General features: G+C 72.5%; 11 protein-coding genes. 7 read left to right on the top strand and 4 right to left on the bottom strand.

Going from position 1 to position 17,911, the window contains the following annotated elements:
- Positions 1-26 precede the first annotated feature (26 nt).
- The 3 genes from AC067N_RS26635 to AC067N_RS26625 all read left to right on the top strand — a co-directional run bounded on the left by AC067N_RS26635 (position 27) and on the right by AC067N_RS26625 (position 7,357).
- Positions 27-1,553, top strand: a complete 1,527-nt coding sequence (locus tag AC067N_RS26635) for a hypothetical protein (RefSeq protein ID WP_478681409.1) — start codon at positions 27-29, stop codon at positions 1,551-1,553.
- A 121-nt stretch (positions 1,554-1,674) separates the two neighbouring features.
- Complete coding sequence (locus tag AC067N_RS26630) at positions 1,675-2,550, top strand: hypothetical protein (RefSeq protein WP_478681408.1); 876 nt, start codon at positions 1,675-1,677, stop codon at positions 2,548-2,550.
- Positions 2,551-2,647: 97 nt separating this feature from the next.
- On the top strand, positions 2,648-7,357 hold the full coding sequence (locus AC067N_RS26625; protein WP_478681407.1) for a hypothetical protein: 4,710 nt from the start codon (positions 2,648-2,650) through the stop codon (positions 7,355-7,357).
- 69 nt (positions 7,358-7,426) lie between these two features.
- Here the strand turns inward: AC067N_RS26625 and AC067N_RS26620 are convergent, their stop codons facing one another.
- The 4 genes from AC067N_RS26620 to AC067N_RS26605 all read right to left on the bottom strand — a co-directional run bounded on the left by AC067N_RS26620 (position 7,427) and on the right by AC067N_RS26605 (position 13,120).
- Positions 7,427-8,977, bottom strand: coding sequence for a GMC family oxidoreductase (locus tag AC067N_RS26620; RefSeq protein WP_478681406.1), 1,551 nt, complete (start codon positions 8,975-8,977; stop codon positions 7,427-7,429).
- Positions 8,978-9,141: 164 nt separating this feature from the next.
- Complete coding sequence (locus AC067N_RS26615) at positions 9,142-10,746, bottom strand: APC family permease (protein WP_478681405.1); 1,605 nt, start codon at positions 10,744-10,746, stop codon at positions 9,142-9,144.
- Positions 10,747-10,903: 157 nt separating this feature from the next.
- On the bottom strand, positions 10,904-12,370 hold the full coding sequence (locus tag AC067N_RS26610; RefSeq protein ID WP_478681404.1) for an aldehyde dehydrogenase family protein: 1,467 nt from the start codon (positions 12,368-12,370) through the stop codon (positions 10,904-10,906).
- Positions 12,371-12,571: 201 nt separating this feature from the next.
- A complete protein-coding gene (locus AC067N_RS26605) occupies positions 12,572-13,120 on the bottom strand; it encodes a hypothetical protein (protein WP_478681403.1) in 549 nt (182 codons plus the stop codon).
- Between the two features lie 420 nt (positions 13,121-13,540).
- On the opposite strand from AC067N_RS26605, the gene AC067N_RS26600 reads away from it, so the two are divergent.
- From AC067N_RS26600 to AC067N_RS26585, 4 genes are read left to right on the top strand one after another with little or no spacing between them, the layout of a single operon-like run.
- Complete coding sequence (locus tag AC067N_RS26600; protein ID WP_478681402.1) at positions 13,541-16,381, top strand: nitrate- and nitrite sensing domain-containing protein; 2,841 nt, start codon at positions 13,541-13,543, stop codon at positions 16,379-16,381.
- The gene (locus AC067N_RS26595; RefSeq protein ID WP_055717220.1) at positions 16,378-16,815 is read left to right on the top strand and encodes a roadblock/LC7 domain-containing protein; all 438 of its coding nucleotides are present in this window, start codon (positions 16,378-16,380) and stop codon (positions 16,813-16,815) included. The genes AC067N_RS26600 and AC067N_RS26595 overlap by 4 nt, the downstream gene beginning before the upstream one ends.
- A 9-nt stretch (positions 16,816-16,824) precedes the next feature.
- Entirely contained in the window at positions 16,825-17,220 is a 396-nt protein-coding gene (locus tag AC067N_RS26590) for a DUF742 domain-containing protein (protein WP_478681401.1), read from the top strand.
- 52 nt (positions 17,221-17,272) lie between these two features.
- The gene (locus AC067N_RS26585) at positions 17,273-17,878 is read left to right on the top strand and encodes a GTP-binding protein (RefSeq protein WP_055717221.1); all 606 of its coding nucleotides are present in this window, start codon (positions 17,273-17,275) and stop codon (positions 17,876-17,878) included.
- Positions 17,879-17,911 lie beyond the last annotated feature (33 nt).

Below are 17,911 nucleotides of genomic sequence, written 5' to 3'. Positions count from 1 at the left end.
CAGACCCAGGACCTAATCTGTGCACCGTGACTTCACCCGCATCGACGGACAGTGTTCCGCCCCAGCCCGGCACAGGGCCGCGCCCGGCGCCGGGCCCGGCCGCCGACGAGGGGCTGGCGCGGCGGCTGCGCGCGCTCGCCTGCACCGCGCCGCTGCACGACCTGGACGCGCGCAAGGCCAACCTGGCGGGTGAGTACTCGGTGTACGGCATGGCGGAGGTCGCCCTCGCAGCCATCGACCTGGTCACGCTCAACATGGACTTCGACACCGGCGCGGACCACGACCAGATCGTCGCCCGGCTCATTCCCCGCATCGCCGCCCAGGCACCGCAGCGCCCCGCCGAGGAGCACGAGCGCGTGGCGCGCTGGGTCCTGGAGAACCTGATCAACGTCGGCAGCGTCGACCGCGGCTTCCGGGCCGTCTACGGCACCTTCGCGTCCGACGGCACCTATGTGCGCCGCGACTACGACTTCAAGCTGATCGAGGAGGTCCCCGGCTACGGAGGCGGTGTCTACCTCCGTACGACCGACGAGGCCGTCAACGTCCTCGTGGGCGCCCTCGACACCGACGTCACCAGCGCCCAGATCGCCGCCGAGGTCAAGCTGGAGGTCCTGATCAGCCGGGGCCGGCTCGCCGACGCCCAGCTCGCCGCCGAACAGGCGCGGTACCGGACCGTCCAGTACTCCGAGACGCTCCGCAAGGCACTGGACGCCACCCGGCGCAACGTCCGCGCGGTCGACTGGCTCCAGGCCGTCCCCGACATGATCGCCGAGGCGCTCGACCACGTCGCCGACCGCTACCGCCACGAGAACGCGATCCTCACGAACATCCGCAAGGCCCGTGACGAGTCCGAGGACCCCGAGCAGAAGCGGCGCGCGGCCGAACTCGTCGACATCGTCAAGGACTGCATCCGCCGCCACACCCAGTTGCAGTCCCGGCTGCTGGAGGCCGGCCCGCTGTTCCGCGCCGAGCAGGACCGGCAGGCCTTCGCCACACCCATGACGACCTCGGGCACGGACCTCTACGGTCATCTGCTCGCTCCACTGCTGCCGCTGCCCGTGGAACAGGCGCGGCGGGTGACCGACGCCTTCTTCGCCCGGGGCACGGGGCTGCGTACACCGGGGTCCGTGCGGATCGGGGACCTCGTCGACCTGCTGTTCACGCCCCCCGTGGAGCGGGAGCACCTGGGAGCGGAGATGCCCGAGCCGGACCTGATCGCCACACCGGACGACAGCCGCTTCAGCGAGGAGCAGCTGGCCGCGGCCAGGGAACTGCTGGACCTGCCCGCGGACGCGCCCCGACGGCTGTCGGGCCTGCTGGCCCAGGCACGCCGGTCGGACCCCGAACTGCCGTATCTCGTCGCGCTGCTGGCCGTGCACGCGGCCAGCCCCCCGGTCGGTACGGCCTACCGGCAGGGTGAGGAGAAACTGCTCTTCGCCGTGGACGACGGGACGGAGCTGGACGATCCGGAGTTCGGCGGGGCCGATCTGATAGTGGGGACGGCACTGCTGGACGCGGCCGGGATGGCCGCCGACCGTTCGGAGGCGGCATGAGAGCACCGTCGGGCCCCCGGCCACGCGCCGGCCGCGGACGGCCCGCGGCCGATCACACGATTCACCACGCCCCTGACCTTGCTGTCGCCGTCCCCTGTTCCGAGACCGAGGAGTCCTTGCCGTGAGCGAGCACGTCGAGTGGAGTGAGCCGGAAGCCGCCGCTCCGGTGGCCGCCGCCGTCACCCCCGCCGACGCCGCCGACGCGGCGCGGCTCGTCGCCTTCGGGCTCCAGCCCAAGCTCCAGCCCGCCCGCGACCAGGAGTACGGCGATCTGCTGCGCCGCTACCGCGAGGACCCGGCGTTCGCCCGGCTCGCCGACGCCGTCGCCACCGGACTCGGGCTGGTGGTGCTGGAGGTGTCGCCGAGAGCCGGGATGGCGGTGACGGCCGCCGAGGACTCCGTGTTCGCGGTGCGCATGGGGGACTACGCCCGGCGCACCTCGGCCGACTCCGTGGACCGGTTCCTGCACGGGCTCGCCCATCTCGCGGTCGCGGCGATGGCGTTCCCCCGGCCGGAGGACCTCGCGGACGACGGATACATCGGGCGTGTGTCGGTCAACGGGGTCGACTCGTTCGTACGGCAGGCCTGCCGGCGGCTGGAGGAGCGCGCCGAGGAGCAGGGGGAGAACACCGACCCGGCGACGGACGCGCCCGGACTGGAGGCCGCCTGGCGGATCTGGGCCAGACGCAGTGCCACCGGAGCCACCAAGGACGCCCGCCGGCTGGCCGGCTCCACCACCGGCATCGTCGGCAAGGCGGTCGGCTTCCTCACCGACTCCGGATTCCTCCAGCGCACGAGCGACGACAACGGCGGCACGTACCGCACGACCGCCCGCTACCAGCTCCAGGTACGGGACATGGCCGGCAGCGCCGCGATGGCGGAACTCCTCGACCTGGGCATCGTCCCGGTCACCGACGGCACGGCCACCCTGCTGCCCGCCGAGGACACCGACGACCTGGAGCTGCTGGCCGACGCCGGGCTGCCGTTCCACTCCTGACCCCGCGCCGACCACCCCTCACCGCCCCCGACCCGCACGCACCGCCCTCACCAACGCTCCGCACGAACCACCCTCACGACCGCGAAAGTCCCCCACCATGTACGAGCTGTCCCGGGTCCGCCTCTACTCCATCGGGCCGGCCGGTGCGCGTTACGCCGACACCGTGCTGGACCTGAGGGGTGTCGGCGAGCCCGTGCCCGACCCCGCGCCGCAGCAGGCGGAGTTCTTCGAGGAGGAGCCCACCGGGCCGCCGCGCCGTCCCGCGCCCGCGGGCGTGCTCTTCCTGGAGAACGGCGGCGGCAAGTCGGTCCTGCTCAAGCTGATCTTCTCGGTGATGCTGCCGGGACACCGCAACACCCTGGGCGGGGCAAGCTCGGGTGTGCTGCGCAAGTTCCTGCTCGCCGACGACTGCGGACACGTCGCGCTGGAGTGGCAGCACACGCTCACCGGTGAGTGCGTGGTCGTGGGCAAGGTGAGCGAGTGGCGCGGACGCCAGGTCTCCAACGACCCGCGGAAGTTCGCCGAGGCCTGGTACTCCTTCCGGCCCGGTCCCGGCCTGAGCCTCGACAACCTCCCCGTCGCCGAGTCCACCGCCGTACGGCCCCCCGTGGAGGGCGCCTCCGGCGCGCAGGGGAGGCGGCGGACCATGAAGGGCTTCCGTGACGCCCTCACCGAGGCGGGCAAGGCGTATCCGCACCTCGAAGTGCACTGGGAGGAGATCCACGACCGCTGGAACGAACATCTGACGGACCTCGGCCTCGACCCCGAACTCTTCCGCTACCAGCGGGAGATGAACGCCGACGAGGGTGAGGCCGCCGGCCTCTTCGCGGTCAAGAAGGACTCCGACTTCACCGACCTGCTGCTGCGCGCGGTCACCGACACCCGGGACACCGACGGGCTCGCCGACCTGGTCGGCGGATTCGGCAACAAGCTCGGACGCCGGGCCGAACTGATCGCCGAACGTGACTTCACCGCCGGGTCCGTGGACCTGCTCGGCCGGATCGTCGAGGCCGCCGAGGCACGGTCACGCGCACGTGACATCCACACGGCCGCCGAGCGGCGGACCCGCACCCTGGCCCGGCGGCTCTCCGCGCGGGCCACCCGGGAACGGGTCAGGGGCACCGACCTGGCCCAGCGGGTCACGGCCGCCGCGTACGCGGTCACACACGCCGAGGGCGCCCGCGAGCGCAGCGCGCTGATCGCGGCGGAACTCGCCTACCGGCACGCCTCCCTCGCGCTGGCCGCCGCCGAGAAGTCGGCCGCCGCCCAGAAGCGGGAACTGGCCGACGCCCGCACCCTGCACTCCGCCTGGCAGGCCGCCGAAGCCGTACTCAGACACCGCGCCGCCGCCGACCGCGTCGCCCGTGTGGCCGCCGCGATCCAGGAGGCCGAGCGGGACGCGGCCCCCGCCCTCGCCGCCCGTACCAAGGCCGCCGTCGACCTCGTCCGCGCCCTGCACGCGGCCGCCGAGAGCGCCGAGACCCTCGCCAACGAGGGGGAGGAGCGGTCGGCCGCCCTCCAGGAGGCCGGCGAGGCCGCCCACCGGGACTCCACCGCCGCCGCCACCGAGGCGCAGCGCGCCCGTAGCGAGATCGGGCATCTGAAGCAGCGGCTCAGCGAGGTCGAGCAGGAGACGGCCGAGGCGGTCCGGGCCGGCTGGCTCGACGACAGCGCGCCCGACGCCGACCCCGCCAGGGCCGCCCTCGCCGCCAGCGACGCGGAGAAGACCGCCGTCGCCGCCTGGGACAGCGCCCGGGAGACAGCCCGCCGCGCCTCCGAGCACGCCAGGGAGGCGGCCTCCGCGGAGTCCCGCGCCGAGCTGACGGCCGCCCGCGCGGCGGACGCCGCCGTCGCCGCCGAGCGCGCCTACGACGGGGAGCGGCGCACCGCCGAGGCGCTCGCGGCGGAGGAGCGCCTCGCCGAGCTGCTGAGCCTGCCCAGCGCCTCACACAGGGGCCGGGTTGGAGTGCCGGTGCCCCGCACCGCCGGCGACGACCCGGGCGGTGCGGGGCCCGCCGAGCCGGAGCGGCCGGCAGCCACGGCAGAGGGCACCGGTGCCGGCACCGCCGGTCGCGTGGCCGACGGCCCTCTCACCCCCGAGGACCTGGACCGCTTCGCGGACGAGCTGCGGGCACTGCTCGACGAGAACGTGTCCGCCGCCGAGCGCCACCTCTTCGAGCTGCGCACCGCCGCGGCCGACGACTCCCGCATCCTCGGCGCCCTCGGCGACGGCGGGCTGCTGCCGCCGGGCCCCGACGTGCTGGCCACCGTCGAGTTCCTCGGCGAGCACGGCATCCCCGCCCTGCCCGGCTGGCGGTACCTCGCCCAGGCGGTGGACCCCGCCGACCACGCGCGCGTACTGGCAGCGCGACCGGAACTGGTCGACGGCGTCATCATCACCGACCCCGACTCGCACGTCCGCGCCCGCGAGGCGCTCAGCGACGCGGCCCTCCTGCCGCGGTCCGCCGTCGCGGTGGGTACGGCCGCCGCCCTGCTGGCTCGGACGCCGCCCCTGGACGCGGGCGACGGCACCTCTTCCGAGGTGTTCCTCGTCCCACCGAACCCGGCCATGCACGACGAGCGCGCCGCCGACGCGGAACGACAGGCGCTGCGCGCCCGGGCCACCGAGCGCGACGAGGAGATCCGCGCCCTCGCGGTACGGCTCGGCAAGGACCGGGAGCTCGCGGCGCGGCTCGCCTCCTGGCGCACGGGCTGCCCGGCGGGCCGGCTCGCCGAGCTGGCCACGGCAGCGCGGGAGACCCGCGCGTTCGCCGAGGAGGCGGAGGCAGAGCTGGCCGAGGCCCGGACCGTGCGGGCGGAGGCCGAGGAGGCGGCGGCCGAGGCAGCACAGGCACGGGACGAGCGGCAGGAGGCCGCGCAGAAGGCCCGCCGCGCCGCCGACGCCCTCGCCGGACTCGCCTTCCGGCTGCGCGAACGCGCCGCCTGGCAGGCCAGACTCCGCGAACTCGCCGACGAGGCCGCCGAGTCCGAGGCCCGTGCCCAGACCTGCCTGGAGCGGGCCCGCGCCGCCGACGAGGACCGCCGCGCCACCCAGCGCGCCGCCGACGACGCCCGCCGCACGGCGCGCGCGCTGCGCGCCGAGCGCGCGGAGATCGCGGGTGCCCCCGACGACGTACCGGACGCGGACCCCGACACGCCCAGGCAGCCCCTCGCCGCCCTCCGTGAGGCATACCGCGCCGCCTCCCAGGTGTACGAGAAGGTCGGCGTGGGCGCCGACCTGCGCGCCGAACAGGCCCGGGCCGAGAGCGACGAGAGCGCCGCCCGCACGGAACTGGACCGGCTCAGCAACAAGGTCCGCAACCGCGCCGAGCAGCTCCTGCAGTCGCCCGACGGCTCCGACGGGCCCTCCCGGCAGGCCGCGGCGGCCCGCGCGGAGGAGCTGGTGCAGGTCCTCGAGACCCGGATGTCGACCGCGAGCGAACAGCTCGGGCGGCTGCGCGGCGAGGCCGAGCGACACGCGCCCCAGGACGGCGGGACACACACGGAGCTGCCCGAGGAACTGGTCCCGCGCGACGCCGACCACGCCCAGGCCCTGCTGCGCACCGCCACCGCCGAACTCGCCTCCCGCACGGAGGCGTTGGCCCAGGCCCGCGAGGCCCACGCCGAACTCCTGGAAGCCCACCGCGCCGCCGAGGACGCGGCAGGCGGCTTCGACGAGACGGCCGCCCTGCTCAGGGACCTCCTGCGCGACCACACCACGGACGACGACCAGGAGGAGCCCGAGCCCTACCCCGGCGGCCTGGAAGAGGCCCGCAGGGCCGCCGCCGAGAACCGCCGCTCCCTGCGCGGCTGCGCCGCCGACCTCTCCGCCGCCGAGAGCGCCGTACGCGAGACCGGCGACGTCCTCGTACGGCACGCCAACTCCACCCGGTACGAGCAGGTGCGCACCCCGGCCCGCCAGCAGATCCGTGAGCTGCCCGCCTCGGCGCTGCCCGAGCACGCCCGGAAGTGGGCGGACGCCTTCGCACCCCGGCTAAGGGTCCTCACGGACGAGCTGGCACAGCTGGAGCGCAACCGCGACTCGATCGTGGACCGGCTGCGCGGCCTCGTGGAGTCCTCGCTCGCCACACTGCGCTCGGCCCAGCGGCTGTCCAGGCTCCCCGAGGGCCTCGGCGAGTGGTCCGGCCAGGAGTTCCTGCGCATCCGCTTCGACGAACCCGACCAGGCCACGCTCACCGAGCGGCTGGGCGAGGTCATCGACGAGGCGACCCGCGCGGCCGTCAGGAAGAACTCCGACATGCGGCGGGACGGCATGTCCCTGCTGCTGCGCGGGGTCAGCGCGGCGCTCCAGCCCAAGGGCGTGGCCGTCGAGATCCTCAAGCCCGACGCCGTGCTCCGTGCCGAGCGCGTCCCCGTCGGGCAGATGGGCGACGTCTTCTCCGGTGGCCAGCTCCTCACCGCGGCCATCGCCCTGTACTGCACGATGGCGGCGCTCCGCAGCAACGACCGGGGCCGCGACAAGCACCGCCACGCCGGCACCCTGTTCCTCGACAATCCGATCGGCCGCGCCAACGCGACATACCTGCTGGAGCTGCAGCGGGCCGTGTCGGACGCCCTGGGCGTCCAGCTCCTCTACACGACCGGCCTCTTCGACACGACCGCCCTGGCCGAGTTCCCCCTGGTCATCCGCCTGCGCAACGACGCGGACCTCCGTGCCGGCCTGAAGTACATCAGCGTCGAGGAACACCTCCGCCCGGGACTGCCCCAGCAGCCCCGGGCGGGAGAGGCCGTACACAGCGAGATCACGGCGACGCGGATGTACAAGAGGCCCGCCGCGACCCCGTGAGGGGCGTGGGGAACCGCGCGGCCGGCCGAGACGGGCCCGCGGTTCCCCACCGCCCTGGCAACGCCGCGCCTACGCGTCGGCCTTCACCAGGTCCGCACACTTCTCGCCGATCATCATCGTCGTGATGCACGGATTCACGGTCACCAGATCCGGCATCACCGACCCGTCGGCCACTCGAACCCCCTCGACCCCCTTGACCCGCAGCCGCGCGTCGAGCGGCGCCGAGGGGTCGTCGTCCGCACCCATCTTCACCGTGCAGGCCGGGTGGTAGACGGTGTTGTGCGTCTTGCGGATGTAGTCGAAGAGTTCGTCGTCGGTCCGGACGTCGGGGCCGGGTGCCAGCTCGGCCCCCGCCCATCCGCTCAGCGCCGGCTGCGCGGCGATCCGCCGGGCCAGCCGCAGCCCGTACGTCATCACCCGCACGTCGTGCTCGTGGGTGAAGTACCGCGGGTCGACCTTCGGCTTGTCCCGGTAGTCGCGGGTGCGCAACCGCACCGTGCCGCGCGACTTCGCCCGCGTCACGTTCGGCGTCAGACAGAACGCGTTCTCGGTCGTGGGGTAGCCGTGCCGGGCCGTGTTCATGTCGAACGGCACGGACCCGTAGTGGAACATCAGGTCGGGGCGGTCCAGACCGGGCTCGGTGTCGTAGAAGATGCCCGCCTCCCACCACTGGCTGGACGTGGTGGTCATCGGCTGCGCGGCCTCCCACATGATGACGCCCTCGGGATGGTCCTGGAGGTTCTCGCCGACGCCCGCCGAGTCCACGACCACGTCCACGCCCACCTCGCGCAGGTGCTCGGCGGGGCCGATCCCGGAGAGCATCAGGAGCTTCGGTGTGTCGATGGAGCCGCAGGAGACGATGACCTCGCGCCGGGCCCGGACCGTGCGGGTGTGGATCAGATCCGGGTCGAGGTACTCGGCGCCGACGCAGCGCCGCCCTTCCAGCAGCAGCTTCTTGGCGCGGACACCCGTGCGCACCTCCAGGTTCGGCCGCTTGCCCATGATCGGGTGCAGATACGCGACCGAGGAGGACTGCCGGATGTTGTTCTCGTCGGAGTTGATCTGGAACCAGTTGGCGCCGCGGATCACCGTCGTGCCGGTGTTGAAGGGCGTCGTCGGTATTCCGGCCTGGGCGCACGCCTCCAGCAGGGCGGTCCCGCACGGGTCCTCGCCCTTCAGCGTGCGGAGTTTGACCGGGCCGCTGCGGCCGTGGTGGTCGCCGGGGGCGTCGTTGTTCTCCAGCCGCTGGTAGAGCGGGAAGAGGTCGGCCGCGGACCAGCCCGTACAGCCGGCCGCCGCCCAGTCGTCCAGGTCCTCCGCGGGGGCCCAGAAGGCGATGCAGGAGTTGTGGGAGGAGCAGCCGCCGAGCACCTTCGCGCGGGCGTGCCGCATGAAGCTGTTGCCGCTGGGCTGCGGCTCGACGGGATAGTCCCAGTCGTAGCCGGACTCCAGCAGGCCCATCCAGCGGTCCAGTCTCAGGACGGCGTCGTCGCCGACGTCACTGGGGCCCGCCTCCAGGACGCAGACCGTGACCGAGGGGTCCTCGGAGAGCCGGGCCGCGACCACGTTTCCCGCGGTGCCGCCGCCTACCACGACGTAATCGAACTCTTCTGGAGTCATGGGGAGTTGACCTCCTGGTTGTGCGCGAGTCCAGGGCGGATCGGCGCCGGGGAACGCGCGTTCGTACTGCGTCCTGTCTTCGGGAGCCGGCCCCGGTCCGTGGCCGGTCCGGTCGGTGGCCGGTCCTGCCGGCAGCCGGGTTCTTTCTCAGTGGCCGGATGCGGTCAGTCGGCCGCCGGGGAGGCGACGGGCGGGGCGGGGGACGTCGTCGGGCCGGACGGCGCGGGGCCGGTCCCGGCGGCCGTCATCGCGTGCTCGGCGAGCACACCGGTCTTGTGCCGCTGGACGAACCAGTAGTAGGCGAAGCCGCCACCGGCGATGATCGCGACGAACAGGACCGCGCCCCAGCGCAGGTACCAGTGGAACGGCTCGGTCGCGTTGTAGACCGAGGCCCGGGGCCAGATCAGGTTGAGGGTCATGCCAGCGCCCCACAGGACGGCCAGGGCGTTGACGAGGATGCCCCAGCGGCCCAGCGAGAACCTGCCGTCGCCCGCCGGCCGCCACTTGCCGCGCAGCCGCGCCACCAGCATCGGCACGGTGACGCCGAGGTAGGCGAGGTAGATCATGATGATGCCGATGCTGGTCACCACGGTGAAGATCTGCGGCTGGCGGATGTTCACGACCAGGATCGCGAGGGCCAGCAGCCCGATGATCACGGCCGGGAGGACCGGGGTCTGGAAGCGCGGGCTGACCTTGGCCAGCAGCGAGGACGCGGGCAGGTTGTTGTCGCGGGCCATCGCGAAGGCCAGACGGATCGCCGCCGTGTGCACGGCGAGCGCGCACACCGTGACCGCGATCAGGACACACCAGAGCATCGCCTTGCCGGCCGTCGGGCCGAGGACGTCGAGCACGACGTACTGCAGACCGTCCGTGGACAGCTTCTCGCCCTTCAGGCTGGAGACGCTCATCAACGCCAGCAGCAGGATCAGACCGCCGAGCACGAAGGAGGCGACGATCGCGCGGATGATGGCGCGCGGCGCGTTCCGGGACGGGTCCAGCGACTCCTCGCCGAGCGAGGCGGCCGTGTCGAAGCCGTACATGACGTAGGCCGACGCCAGCGAGGCCACGAGGAACGCGCCCAGGTACCCGGCGCCGCCGTACCCCTGACCGGTCCCGTTGGTCTCCAGGACGACCTGGGGGCCGCGCGTGATGTGCACCGCGAACAGGACGATGAGCACGACGGTGGCGATCAGCTCGATGAACACGCCCGCCGTGTTGATCGTGGCCATCAGCTTCACGCCGAAGGCGTTCACCAGCGTGGTGAACAGGATCAGCACCGCGGCCAGGATGACCGCGTTGGTCGCCACGTCATAGGTGCCGGTGCCGTCCCCGATGAACTGGAACACGTCGGAGATCTGCGGCAGCGTCAGCTGGTAGGCGAGCGCCACCGCCGCGATCGACACGATCGACGCGGTCAGCATCATCCAGCCGGCGAGCCAGCCCAGATGCGGATTGCCTATCTTCTTCGACCAGTTGTAGACGGAGCCAGCCACCGGGTAGCGCGCCGCCAGTTCGGCGAAACAGAGCGCGACCATGAACTGGCCGGCGAACACCATGGGCCACGACCACCAGTAGGCGGGGCCGCCGCTGCTGTAGCCGAAGTAGAACAGCTGGAAGGTGCCGGTCAGGATCGAGATGTAGCTGATCCCGGCGGCGAAGGTGTGGAAGTTGCCGAGGGTGCGCTTGAGTTCGGGTTTGTAGCCGAACTCCGCGAGTTCGGCGTCGTCGTTCGATTTCTGCGGTCCGGTCGGTTGCTCGATGGTCGTCATGAGCGGACTCCTGGGGGGCCTCGGGGAAGGGGGAGCGGCTCTTGCGGGTGCCGGGATGGGGTGCCCGTGGGGCACGCGCGGGGAACGGGGGCGACGCATCCGCGGACGCGGAAAGGGAGCCATACGTACGCCTCAAGTCCCGCTCATCACAAGGGAGTTACGCGAACCAGCCCTGCGGTGCGGGATCCGTGTTGCGCCAGATGTGCTTCGTCTCGCGGTACTCGGCGAGCCCCGCGGGTCCGAGTTCGCGGCCGAAGCCGGACTGCTTGTAACCGCCCCACTCCGCCTGCGGGACGTACGGGTGGTAGTCGTTGATCCACACCGTGCCGAGCCGCAGCCGGGCGGCCACCCGCCGGGCCCTCGCCTCGTCCGTCGTCCAGACGGCGCCGGCCAGACCGTACACCGTGTCGTTGGCCAGCCGTACGGCCTCGTCCTCGGTGCGGAACCGCTCCACGGTCAGCACGGGCCCGAACGACTCGTCCTGGACCACGGACATCGTGCTCGTGCACTCGTCCAGGACGGTCGGCGGATAGTAGAAGCCCTGGTCGTACGCTTCACCGGACGGCCGCTCGCCCCCGCAGCGCAGTACCGCGCCCTCCGCGACGCCCTTGGCGACGTACTCCTCGACCTTCGCTCGATGCGCCGCCGAGATCAGTGGCCCGGTCTGTGCCCGCTCGTCGAACGGGCCGCCCAGCCGGATCCGCCCGGCCCGGCGCACGATCTCGTCGACGAAGCGGTCGTGCAGCGAGTCCTCGACCAGCAGCCGGGCGCCCGCGGAACACACCTGGCCCGAGTGCAGGAAGACGGCGGTGAGAGCCATGTCGACGGCGGTGTCGAAGTCGGCGTCGGCGAAGACGATGTTCGGGTTCTTGCCGCCGAGCTCCAGCGCGACCTTCTTCACGCTCGCGGCGGCGTTGGCCATCAGCCGCCGGCCGGTCTGGAGGCCGCCGGTGAACGACACGAGGTCCACGTCCGGGTGCTCGGAGAGCGGGGCGCCCGCCTCGGGGCCCGCGCCCAGGACCAGGTTGGCCGTGCCCGGCGGCAGCCCGGCCTCCTCCAGGAGCCGCATCAGATGGATCGCCGTGTGGGGCGTCAGCTCGCTGGGCTTCAGCACGAACGTGTTGCCGGCCGCGAGAGCCGGGGCGACCTTCCAGGCCGTCTGGAGAAGGGGGTAGTTCCACGGGGTGATGAGCGCGCACACCCCGACCGGCTCGTACACGACCCGGCTGTCGACCCCCTCCTGTCCGGTGTCCACGACCCGGCCCGTCTCGGCGGTTGCCGCGTGGCCGAAGTAGCGGAAGCAGTTCGCGATGTCGTCCATGTCGTACTCGCTCTCCACCAGCCGCTTGCCGGTGTCGAGCGACTCGGCGCGGGCGAGCGCGTCCTTGTCGCGTACGAGCAGGTCGGCGACCCGCAGCAGCAGGGCGCCCCGCTCGGCTGCCGGGGTCGTGGGCCACGGGCCCTCGTCGAAGGCGCGACGTGCGGCGGCGATCGCCGCCACGGTGTCCTCACGGCCGGCCTCGTCGACGACGGCGACCAGGCTGCCGTCGGCGGGACAGCGGATCTCACGTGTCCGCCCGCCGAGCGCGGGGCGCCAGGCTCCGCCGATGAAAAGTTCGGGCATGTCTCTCGTTCCTCCTGGTCAGCGCCGTGCTGAGGCGCCGTTGCGGCTGAGCGCCTAACCGGAAGGCCGCGGTCTATGCCAAGGATCCGGCCAAGTGTGACGGTTGACACGCCCGGTCGGAAGGAACGCAGGAGAAACGAGGAGACGAGCCGGAACCCAGCAGATGCTCAGACGCGGCCGCTGAGATCCATCAGGAAGGCCCTACGGGTGCGACAGCTGCCCGGCGCCGCCCCGGCGGCGTATCCGCGCCTGCGCGCGCTCCGCCGCGCGGGCCTCGCGCTGTGCCCGCCGCCGCTCGCGCCGCAGCGCGCGCGCCGTGCTGCTCGGAGCCGACACCACGCCGTTGCGCTGGCTCCACACCTGCCGGGTCACCCATACGTCCAGCACGCCCCAGGTCGCGGCGATCGTGCTCGCCACGCTGCTCAGGACCATCGGGAAAGCCAGCCAGGAGCCGGCCAGGGTGCACAGTACGGCCACCATCGCCTGAATCAGCGTCACCGCGACGATCAGGACCGCCCGCACCGCCGCCGTCCGCACGGGGTCGGGCAGTCGACGCCTGCGCGCCGGCTCCTCGATCCACAACGGCCGGTAACGCATCCGCTCTTCTTCCCTGGCGGAGAACTCCTTCTCGTCCACCGCGACACCCTCGCGCACCCGGAGACCGCGCTCCGCTGCTCGAACGGCTCCCGCTGCCGCCTCCGTCGCCACTGCGTCGTTATCGGGCGCCACTTGCCGCTCCGCCGTGCCCATCAACTTGTCACTCCCCACCGCCGGTGGACCAAGAGCTCCCGGATCACGAGACCCGGCCCCCCTCTGGTGCCCGACTTCCTCCGAATTACGCCACCCGGGGGACGGTTCGCGGGGCCTGTCGCCCCTTCCGTCCCCCGTTCCCGTACAGAAAGACGATCGAGGTACGTCGAAAGATTCCCAAGGAACGCAAAAATCCGGCCAACCGGCCAACTTTCCCGACGGGATGTCAGAGGTTCAACTGCCCGACAGAGGGAGGCAATCTCCCCCAATGAACGGACAACTCCCCATGTCTGGTTCGCCATGGGCGCGAGGTGCGTCCGGACGGCTCTTCGAGATACCCACGTGTCGGTAGTAGGCTCACGCCGTTTGTTGACGCACATGTGTGCCCCCGGGCCGGCGGGGGATGAGCTGGGGGAGGCCATGCGCTTTCGCGGGAAGTCGATCCGCCGGAAGATCGTGGCACTGCTGCTCGTGCCCCTGATCGCCCTGACCAGCGTCTGGGCGTTCGCCACGGTGCTGACGGGGCGTGCGGCCGGCGACCTGTTCCGGGTGGCCGACATCGTCGAGGAGATCGGATTCCCCACCGAGGACACCATCCGTGTCCTCCAGCAGGAACGCCGCCAGACCCTGGTCCATCTCGCCGATCCGCGAGGCTCCGACGCCACCGAGGCCCTCGAGCGCAGCCGCACCGCCACCGACAAGGCCGTCGCGGAGTTCCGAGACCACGCCACGGACGCGGAACTGCGCGACGAGATGGGCGAGTCCACCGCGCTGCGGCTCACCACCATCCTCAACGCACTCGACGGCCTCCCGGCCCTGCGTACGGGCGTCGACGACGGCACCGTCACCGTCACCCAAGGCCTCGACTTCTACAACGAGTTGGTGGACCCCTGCTTCGCCCTGCTGTCCAACCTCCCCGCGCTGGACAACGTGGAGATGGACAAGCAGGGCCGCGCCCTGGTCAACCTCGGCCGCGCGCGCGAACTGCTCTCCCGCGAGGACGCCCTGTTCAGCTCCGTCCTCGTGGCCGGCCGGATCAGCCGCGACGAGATCCGCGACTTCTCCGACCTGGTGGCCCAGCGGACCCTGCTGTACGACATCACCCTGCCGCTGCTGCCCTCCTCCGAGCGCGACCGTTTCTCCAGCTACTGGCGGAACGCGAACACCGCGCCCCTGCGCTCGGTCGAGCAGGACGTCATCGGCTCCGCCGCCGGACAGCGCGCGGGCGTCAGCGCCAAGAGCTGGGACAGCGCGGTGGAACCGGTGCTCTCCGACCTCCGCGACCTCAGCATCGAGGCGGGCGACCGCTACCAGGACCGGGTGCGCCCCCTGGCCACCAACGTCATCCTCCAGGCCGTCGTCGCCGGGGTCCTCGGTCTCGTCGCCCTCCTGGTCTCCCTGTTCATGTCGGTGCGCATCGGCCGCGTCCTCATCCGCGACCTGCGCCGACTGCGCCAGGAGGCCCACGAGACGGCCGATGTGCGCCTGCCGAGCGTGATGCGCCGGCTCGCCGCGGGCGAACAGGTCGACGTCGAGACCGAAGTGCCCCGCCTGGAGTACGACAAGAACGAGATCGGCGAGGTCAGCCAGGCGCTCAACACCCTCCAGCGGGCCGCCGTCGAAGCCGCCGTCAAGCAGTCCGAACTCCGCAGCGGCATCTCCGAGGTCTTCGTCAACCTCGCCCGCCGCAGCCAGGTCCTGCTCCACAAGCAGCTCACCCTCCTCGACACCATGGAGCGGCGGACCGACGACACCGAGGAACTCGCGGACCTGTTCCGCCTCGACCACCTGACCACCCGTATGCGCCGGCACGCCGAGGGTCTGGTCATCCTCTCCGGCGCCGCCCCCTCACGGCAGTGGCGCAAGCCCATCCAGCTCATGGACGTCGTCCGCGCCGCCGTCGCCGAGGTCGAGGACTACGAGCGCATCGAGGTCCGACGGCTGCCCCGGGTCGCCGTCACCGGCCCCGCCGTCGCCGACCTCACCCATCTCGTGGCCGAACTCCTCGAGAACGCCACGGTGTTCTCGCCGCCGCACACCGCGGTTCAGGTCCTCGGGGAGCGCGTGGCCAACGGCTTCACCCTGGAGATCCACGACCGGGGCCTCGGGATGGCGGCCGAGGCGCTCCTCGACGCCAACCTGAAGCTCGCGGAGACCCCCGACTTCGAGCTCTCCGACACCGACCGGCTCGGTCTGTTCGTGGTCAGCCGGCTCGCCCAGCGGCAGAAGGTCCGCGTCTCCCTCCAGCCCTCGCCGTACGGCGGCACCACGGCCGTGGTGTTCATCCCCGACGCGCTCCTCACCGACGACGTCCCCGACACCAACGGCATCGGCTTCCGCCTCGACCGTGCCCACCCCACCCGGGAGGCCCAGCTGGAGGAGGAGCGCAACGCCGCCCTCTCCCAGGTGCCGGTCCGGCTGCCCGGTCTCTCCGCCGCCATCCTCGACGGTCCGGTGGAACTGGAGGCACCGGTCGACCTGGACCCCCTCGCCGGCTTCCCGAACCCCCTGGGCGACGACGCGGAGGGCGGCGAGCTCTTCAGGTCGCGCCGCCCCCTCGCCGGGGTCGACGGCGACCCCCGGCAGGCCCACGACGGCGAGGCGCAGCGGACGCCCCTCACCGACCCCGACCCCACGGTCGGCCCCGTACCGCTGCCCCAGCGCCGCACGCCGCACCTGGTCAGCTCGCACGGCCGCCCGGTGACGGGCCAGAAGCCGCGCCGCCCGGAGGACGATCCCCCGCGGGGCCGCGAAGCGGGGATCACCGACCCGCGGCCGTTCACCGCCCTGCGCGGGGACCGCGCCGGCGTCGACCGCACCGCACCCGCCGCGCCGCCCGACGCGTACCGCCCGGGGGCCCTGCCCGGCGGGGACGAGCCCCCGGCACTGCCCCAACGGCGGCGCACGACCGCGGCCGACGGCGCGGCCCCGGTCACACCGAGGCCGGTTCCCGGTGCGCCCACCCCCCGTACGGACCCGACGGTCGACCAGGCAGAATCAGCTCCGAGCCCGCTGCCCCGTCGAGTCCGACAGGCCAATCTGGCCCCGCAGTTGAAGGACGGCCTCGCCCGGCGGGTCGAGCGCGAGAGGGCTCGCGCGACCGGCCGGCCGGACACCGCCGAACGCGACGCCGACGAAGTACGCAGCCGCATGGCCTCGCTCCAGCGAGGCTGGCAGCGAGGCCGCGAGGAGAACGCCGAGGGCGACGACGCCCGAGACGTCTCAGCACCACGAGGAACGACAGAGGGGGACGGTCGATGACCGCACCGAAGGCCGAAGGGCCCACCGCGACCGGCACGTCCGGCGAGCTGAACTGGCTCCTGGACGACCTGGTGGAGCGCGTCGCCAGCATCCGCAAGGCGCTCGTGCTCTCCGGCGACGGACTGCCCACGGGCGTCTCCAAGGAGCTCACCAGGGAGGACAGCGAGCACCTGGCCGCCGTCTCCTCCGGTTTCCACAGCCTCGCCAAGGGCGTCGGCCGCCACTTCGAGGCGGGCAACGTCCGCCAGACCGTCGTCGAACTCGACGAGGCCTTCCTCTTCGTCACGGCGGCCGGGGACGGCAGTGCACTCGCCGTCCTCGCCGACGCGGAGGCCGACATCGGTCAGGTCGCCTACGAGATGACGCTGCTGGTCAAGCGGGTCGGCGTACATCTGGGCTCCGCCCCACGCACCGATCTGCCCCAGGGCGGGTAGTGGGATGGCATGAGCCGAGACGGTCAGGGAAGAAGCCACTGGTTCGACGACGAGGCCGGACCGGTGGTCCGTCCGTACGCCATGACGCGCGGCCGGACCAGCCACGCGGTGCAGCACCGCCTCGATCTGATCGCCGTGGTCGTCACCGAGCCGCATGTCGACGACCCGGATGAGGACCACTCGCTCTCCCCGGAGCACGTCCGCATCGTCGAGATGTGCCGTGACACCCCGCAGTCGGTGGCCGAACTGGGCGCCGAACTGGACCTGCCCGTCGGAGTGGTCCGGGTCCTCGTCGGCGACCTCGTCGACGAGGAACTGGTCCATGTGAATCGTCCGGTTCCGCCTGCCGAACTGGTGGACGAGAGTATTCTGCGCGACGTGATCAACGGCCTCCGGGCCCTGTGAGCGGGCCGCGGTCCGCCGTCGCGCGACAACCATCCAGCAGGAGAAGAGACCGATGATCCTCGGGCGCACTGAGCGCGGCACACCCCCGGTCGAGCCCGTCACGCTCAAGATCCTCGTGGCCGGCGGCTTCGGCGTGGGCAAGACGACCCTCGTCGGCGCGGTCAGCGAGATCAAGCCGCTGCGCACCGAGGAGGTGCTGACCGAGGCGGGCCGCCCGGTCGACGACACCACCGGTGTGGAGGGCAAGCACACCACCACCGTGGCCATGGACTTCGGGCGCATCACCCTGCGCGAGGACCTCGTCCTGTACCTCTTCGGCACGCCCGGCCAGGACCGCTTCTGGTTCCTCTGGGACGAGCTGGCCTCCGGCGCCCTGGGCGCCGTGGTGCTCGCCGACACCCGCCGCCTGGAGGACTGCTTCGCCGCCGTCGACTACTTCGAGCGCCGCTCCATCCCCTTCGTGATCGGCGTCAACTGCTTCGACACGGCGGCGCATTACCCGCCGGAGACCGTCCGCCAGGCCCTGGACCTCGACCCCGACGTGCCCGTCGTGCTGTGCGACGCGCGCCGGCGGGAGTCCGTCAAGGACGTGCTGGTCGCCGTCGTCCGGCACGCGATGGCGTACACCGCGGAGCACCGCCAGACCGTCACGACCTGAGCACGGCCCGCACCCCCGCCGACCGGGGTACGG

The organism is Streptomyces sp. NPDC042364, assembly GCF_056437585.1.
This window is presented reverse-complemented; position numbering and strand designations above follow the sequence as displayed.

Bases quoted from the DNA above. Each gene is read 5' to 3' on its own strand.
- AC067N_RS26595 (WP_055717220.1), top strand. From the start codon at position 16,378: ATGACCGCACCGAAGGCCGAAGGGCCCACCGCGACCGGCACGTCCGGC.
- AC067N_RS26625 (WP_478681407.1), top strand. From the start codon at position 2,648: ATGTACGAGCTGTCCCGGGTCCGCCTCTACTCCATCGGGCCGGCCGGT.
- AC067N_RS26590 (WP_478681401.1), top strand. From the start codon at position 16,825: ATGAGCCGAGACGGTCAGGGAAGAAGCCACTGGTTCGACGACGAGGCC.
- AC067N_RS26620 (WP_478681406.1), bottom strand. From the start codon at position 8,977: ATGACTCCAGAAGAGTTCGATTACGTCGTGGTAGGCGGCGGCACCGCG.
- AC067N_RS26615 (WP_478681405.1), bottom strand. From the start codon at position 10,746: ATGACGACCATCGAGCAACCGACCGGACCGCAGAAATCGAACGACGAC.
- AC067N_RS26605 (WP_478681403.1), bottom strand. From the start codon at position 13,120: ATGGGCACGGCGGAGCGGCAAGTGGCGCCCGATAACGACGCAGTGGCG.
- AC067N_RS26600 (WP_478681402.1), top strand. From the start codon at position 13,541: ATGCGCTTTCGCGGGAAGTCGATCCGCCGGAAGATCGTGGCACTGCTG.
- AC067N_RS26585 (WP_055717221.1), top strand. From the start codon at position 17,273: ATGATCCTCGGGCGCACTGAGCGCGGCACACCCCCGGTCGAGCCCGTC.
- AC067N_RS26610 (WP_478681404.1), bottom strand. From the start codon at position 12,370: ATGCCCGAACTTTTCATCGGCGGAGCCTGGCGCCCCGCGCTCGGCGGG.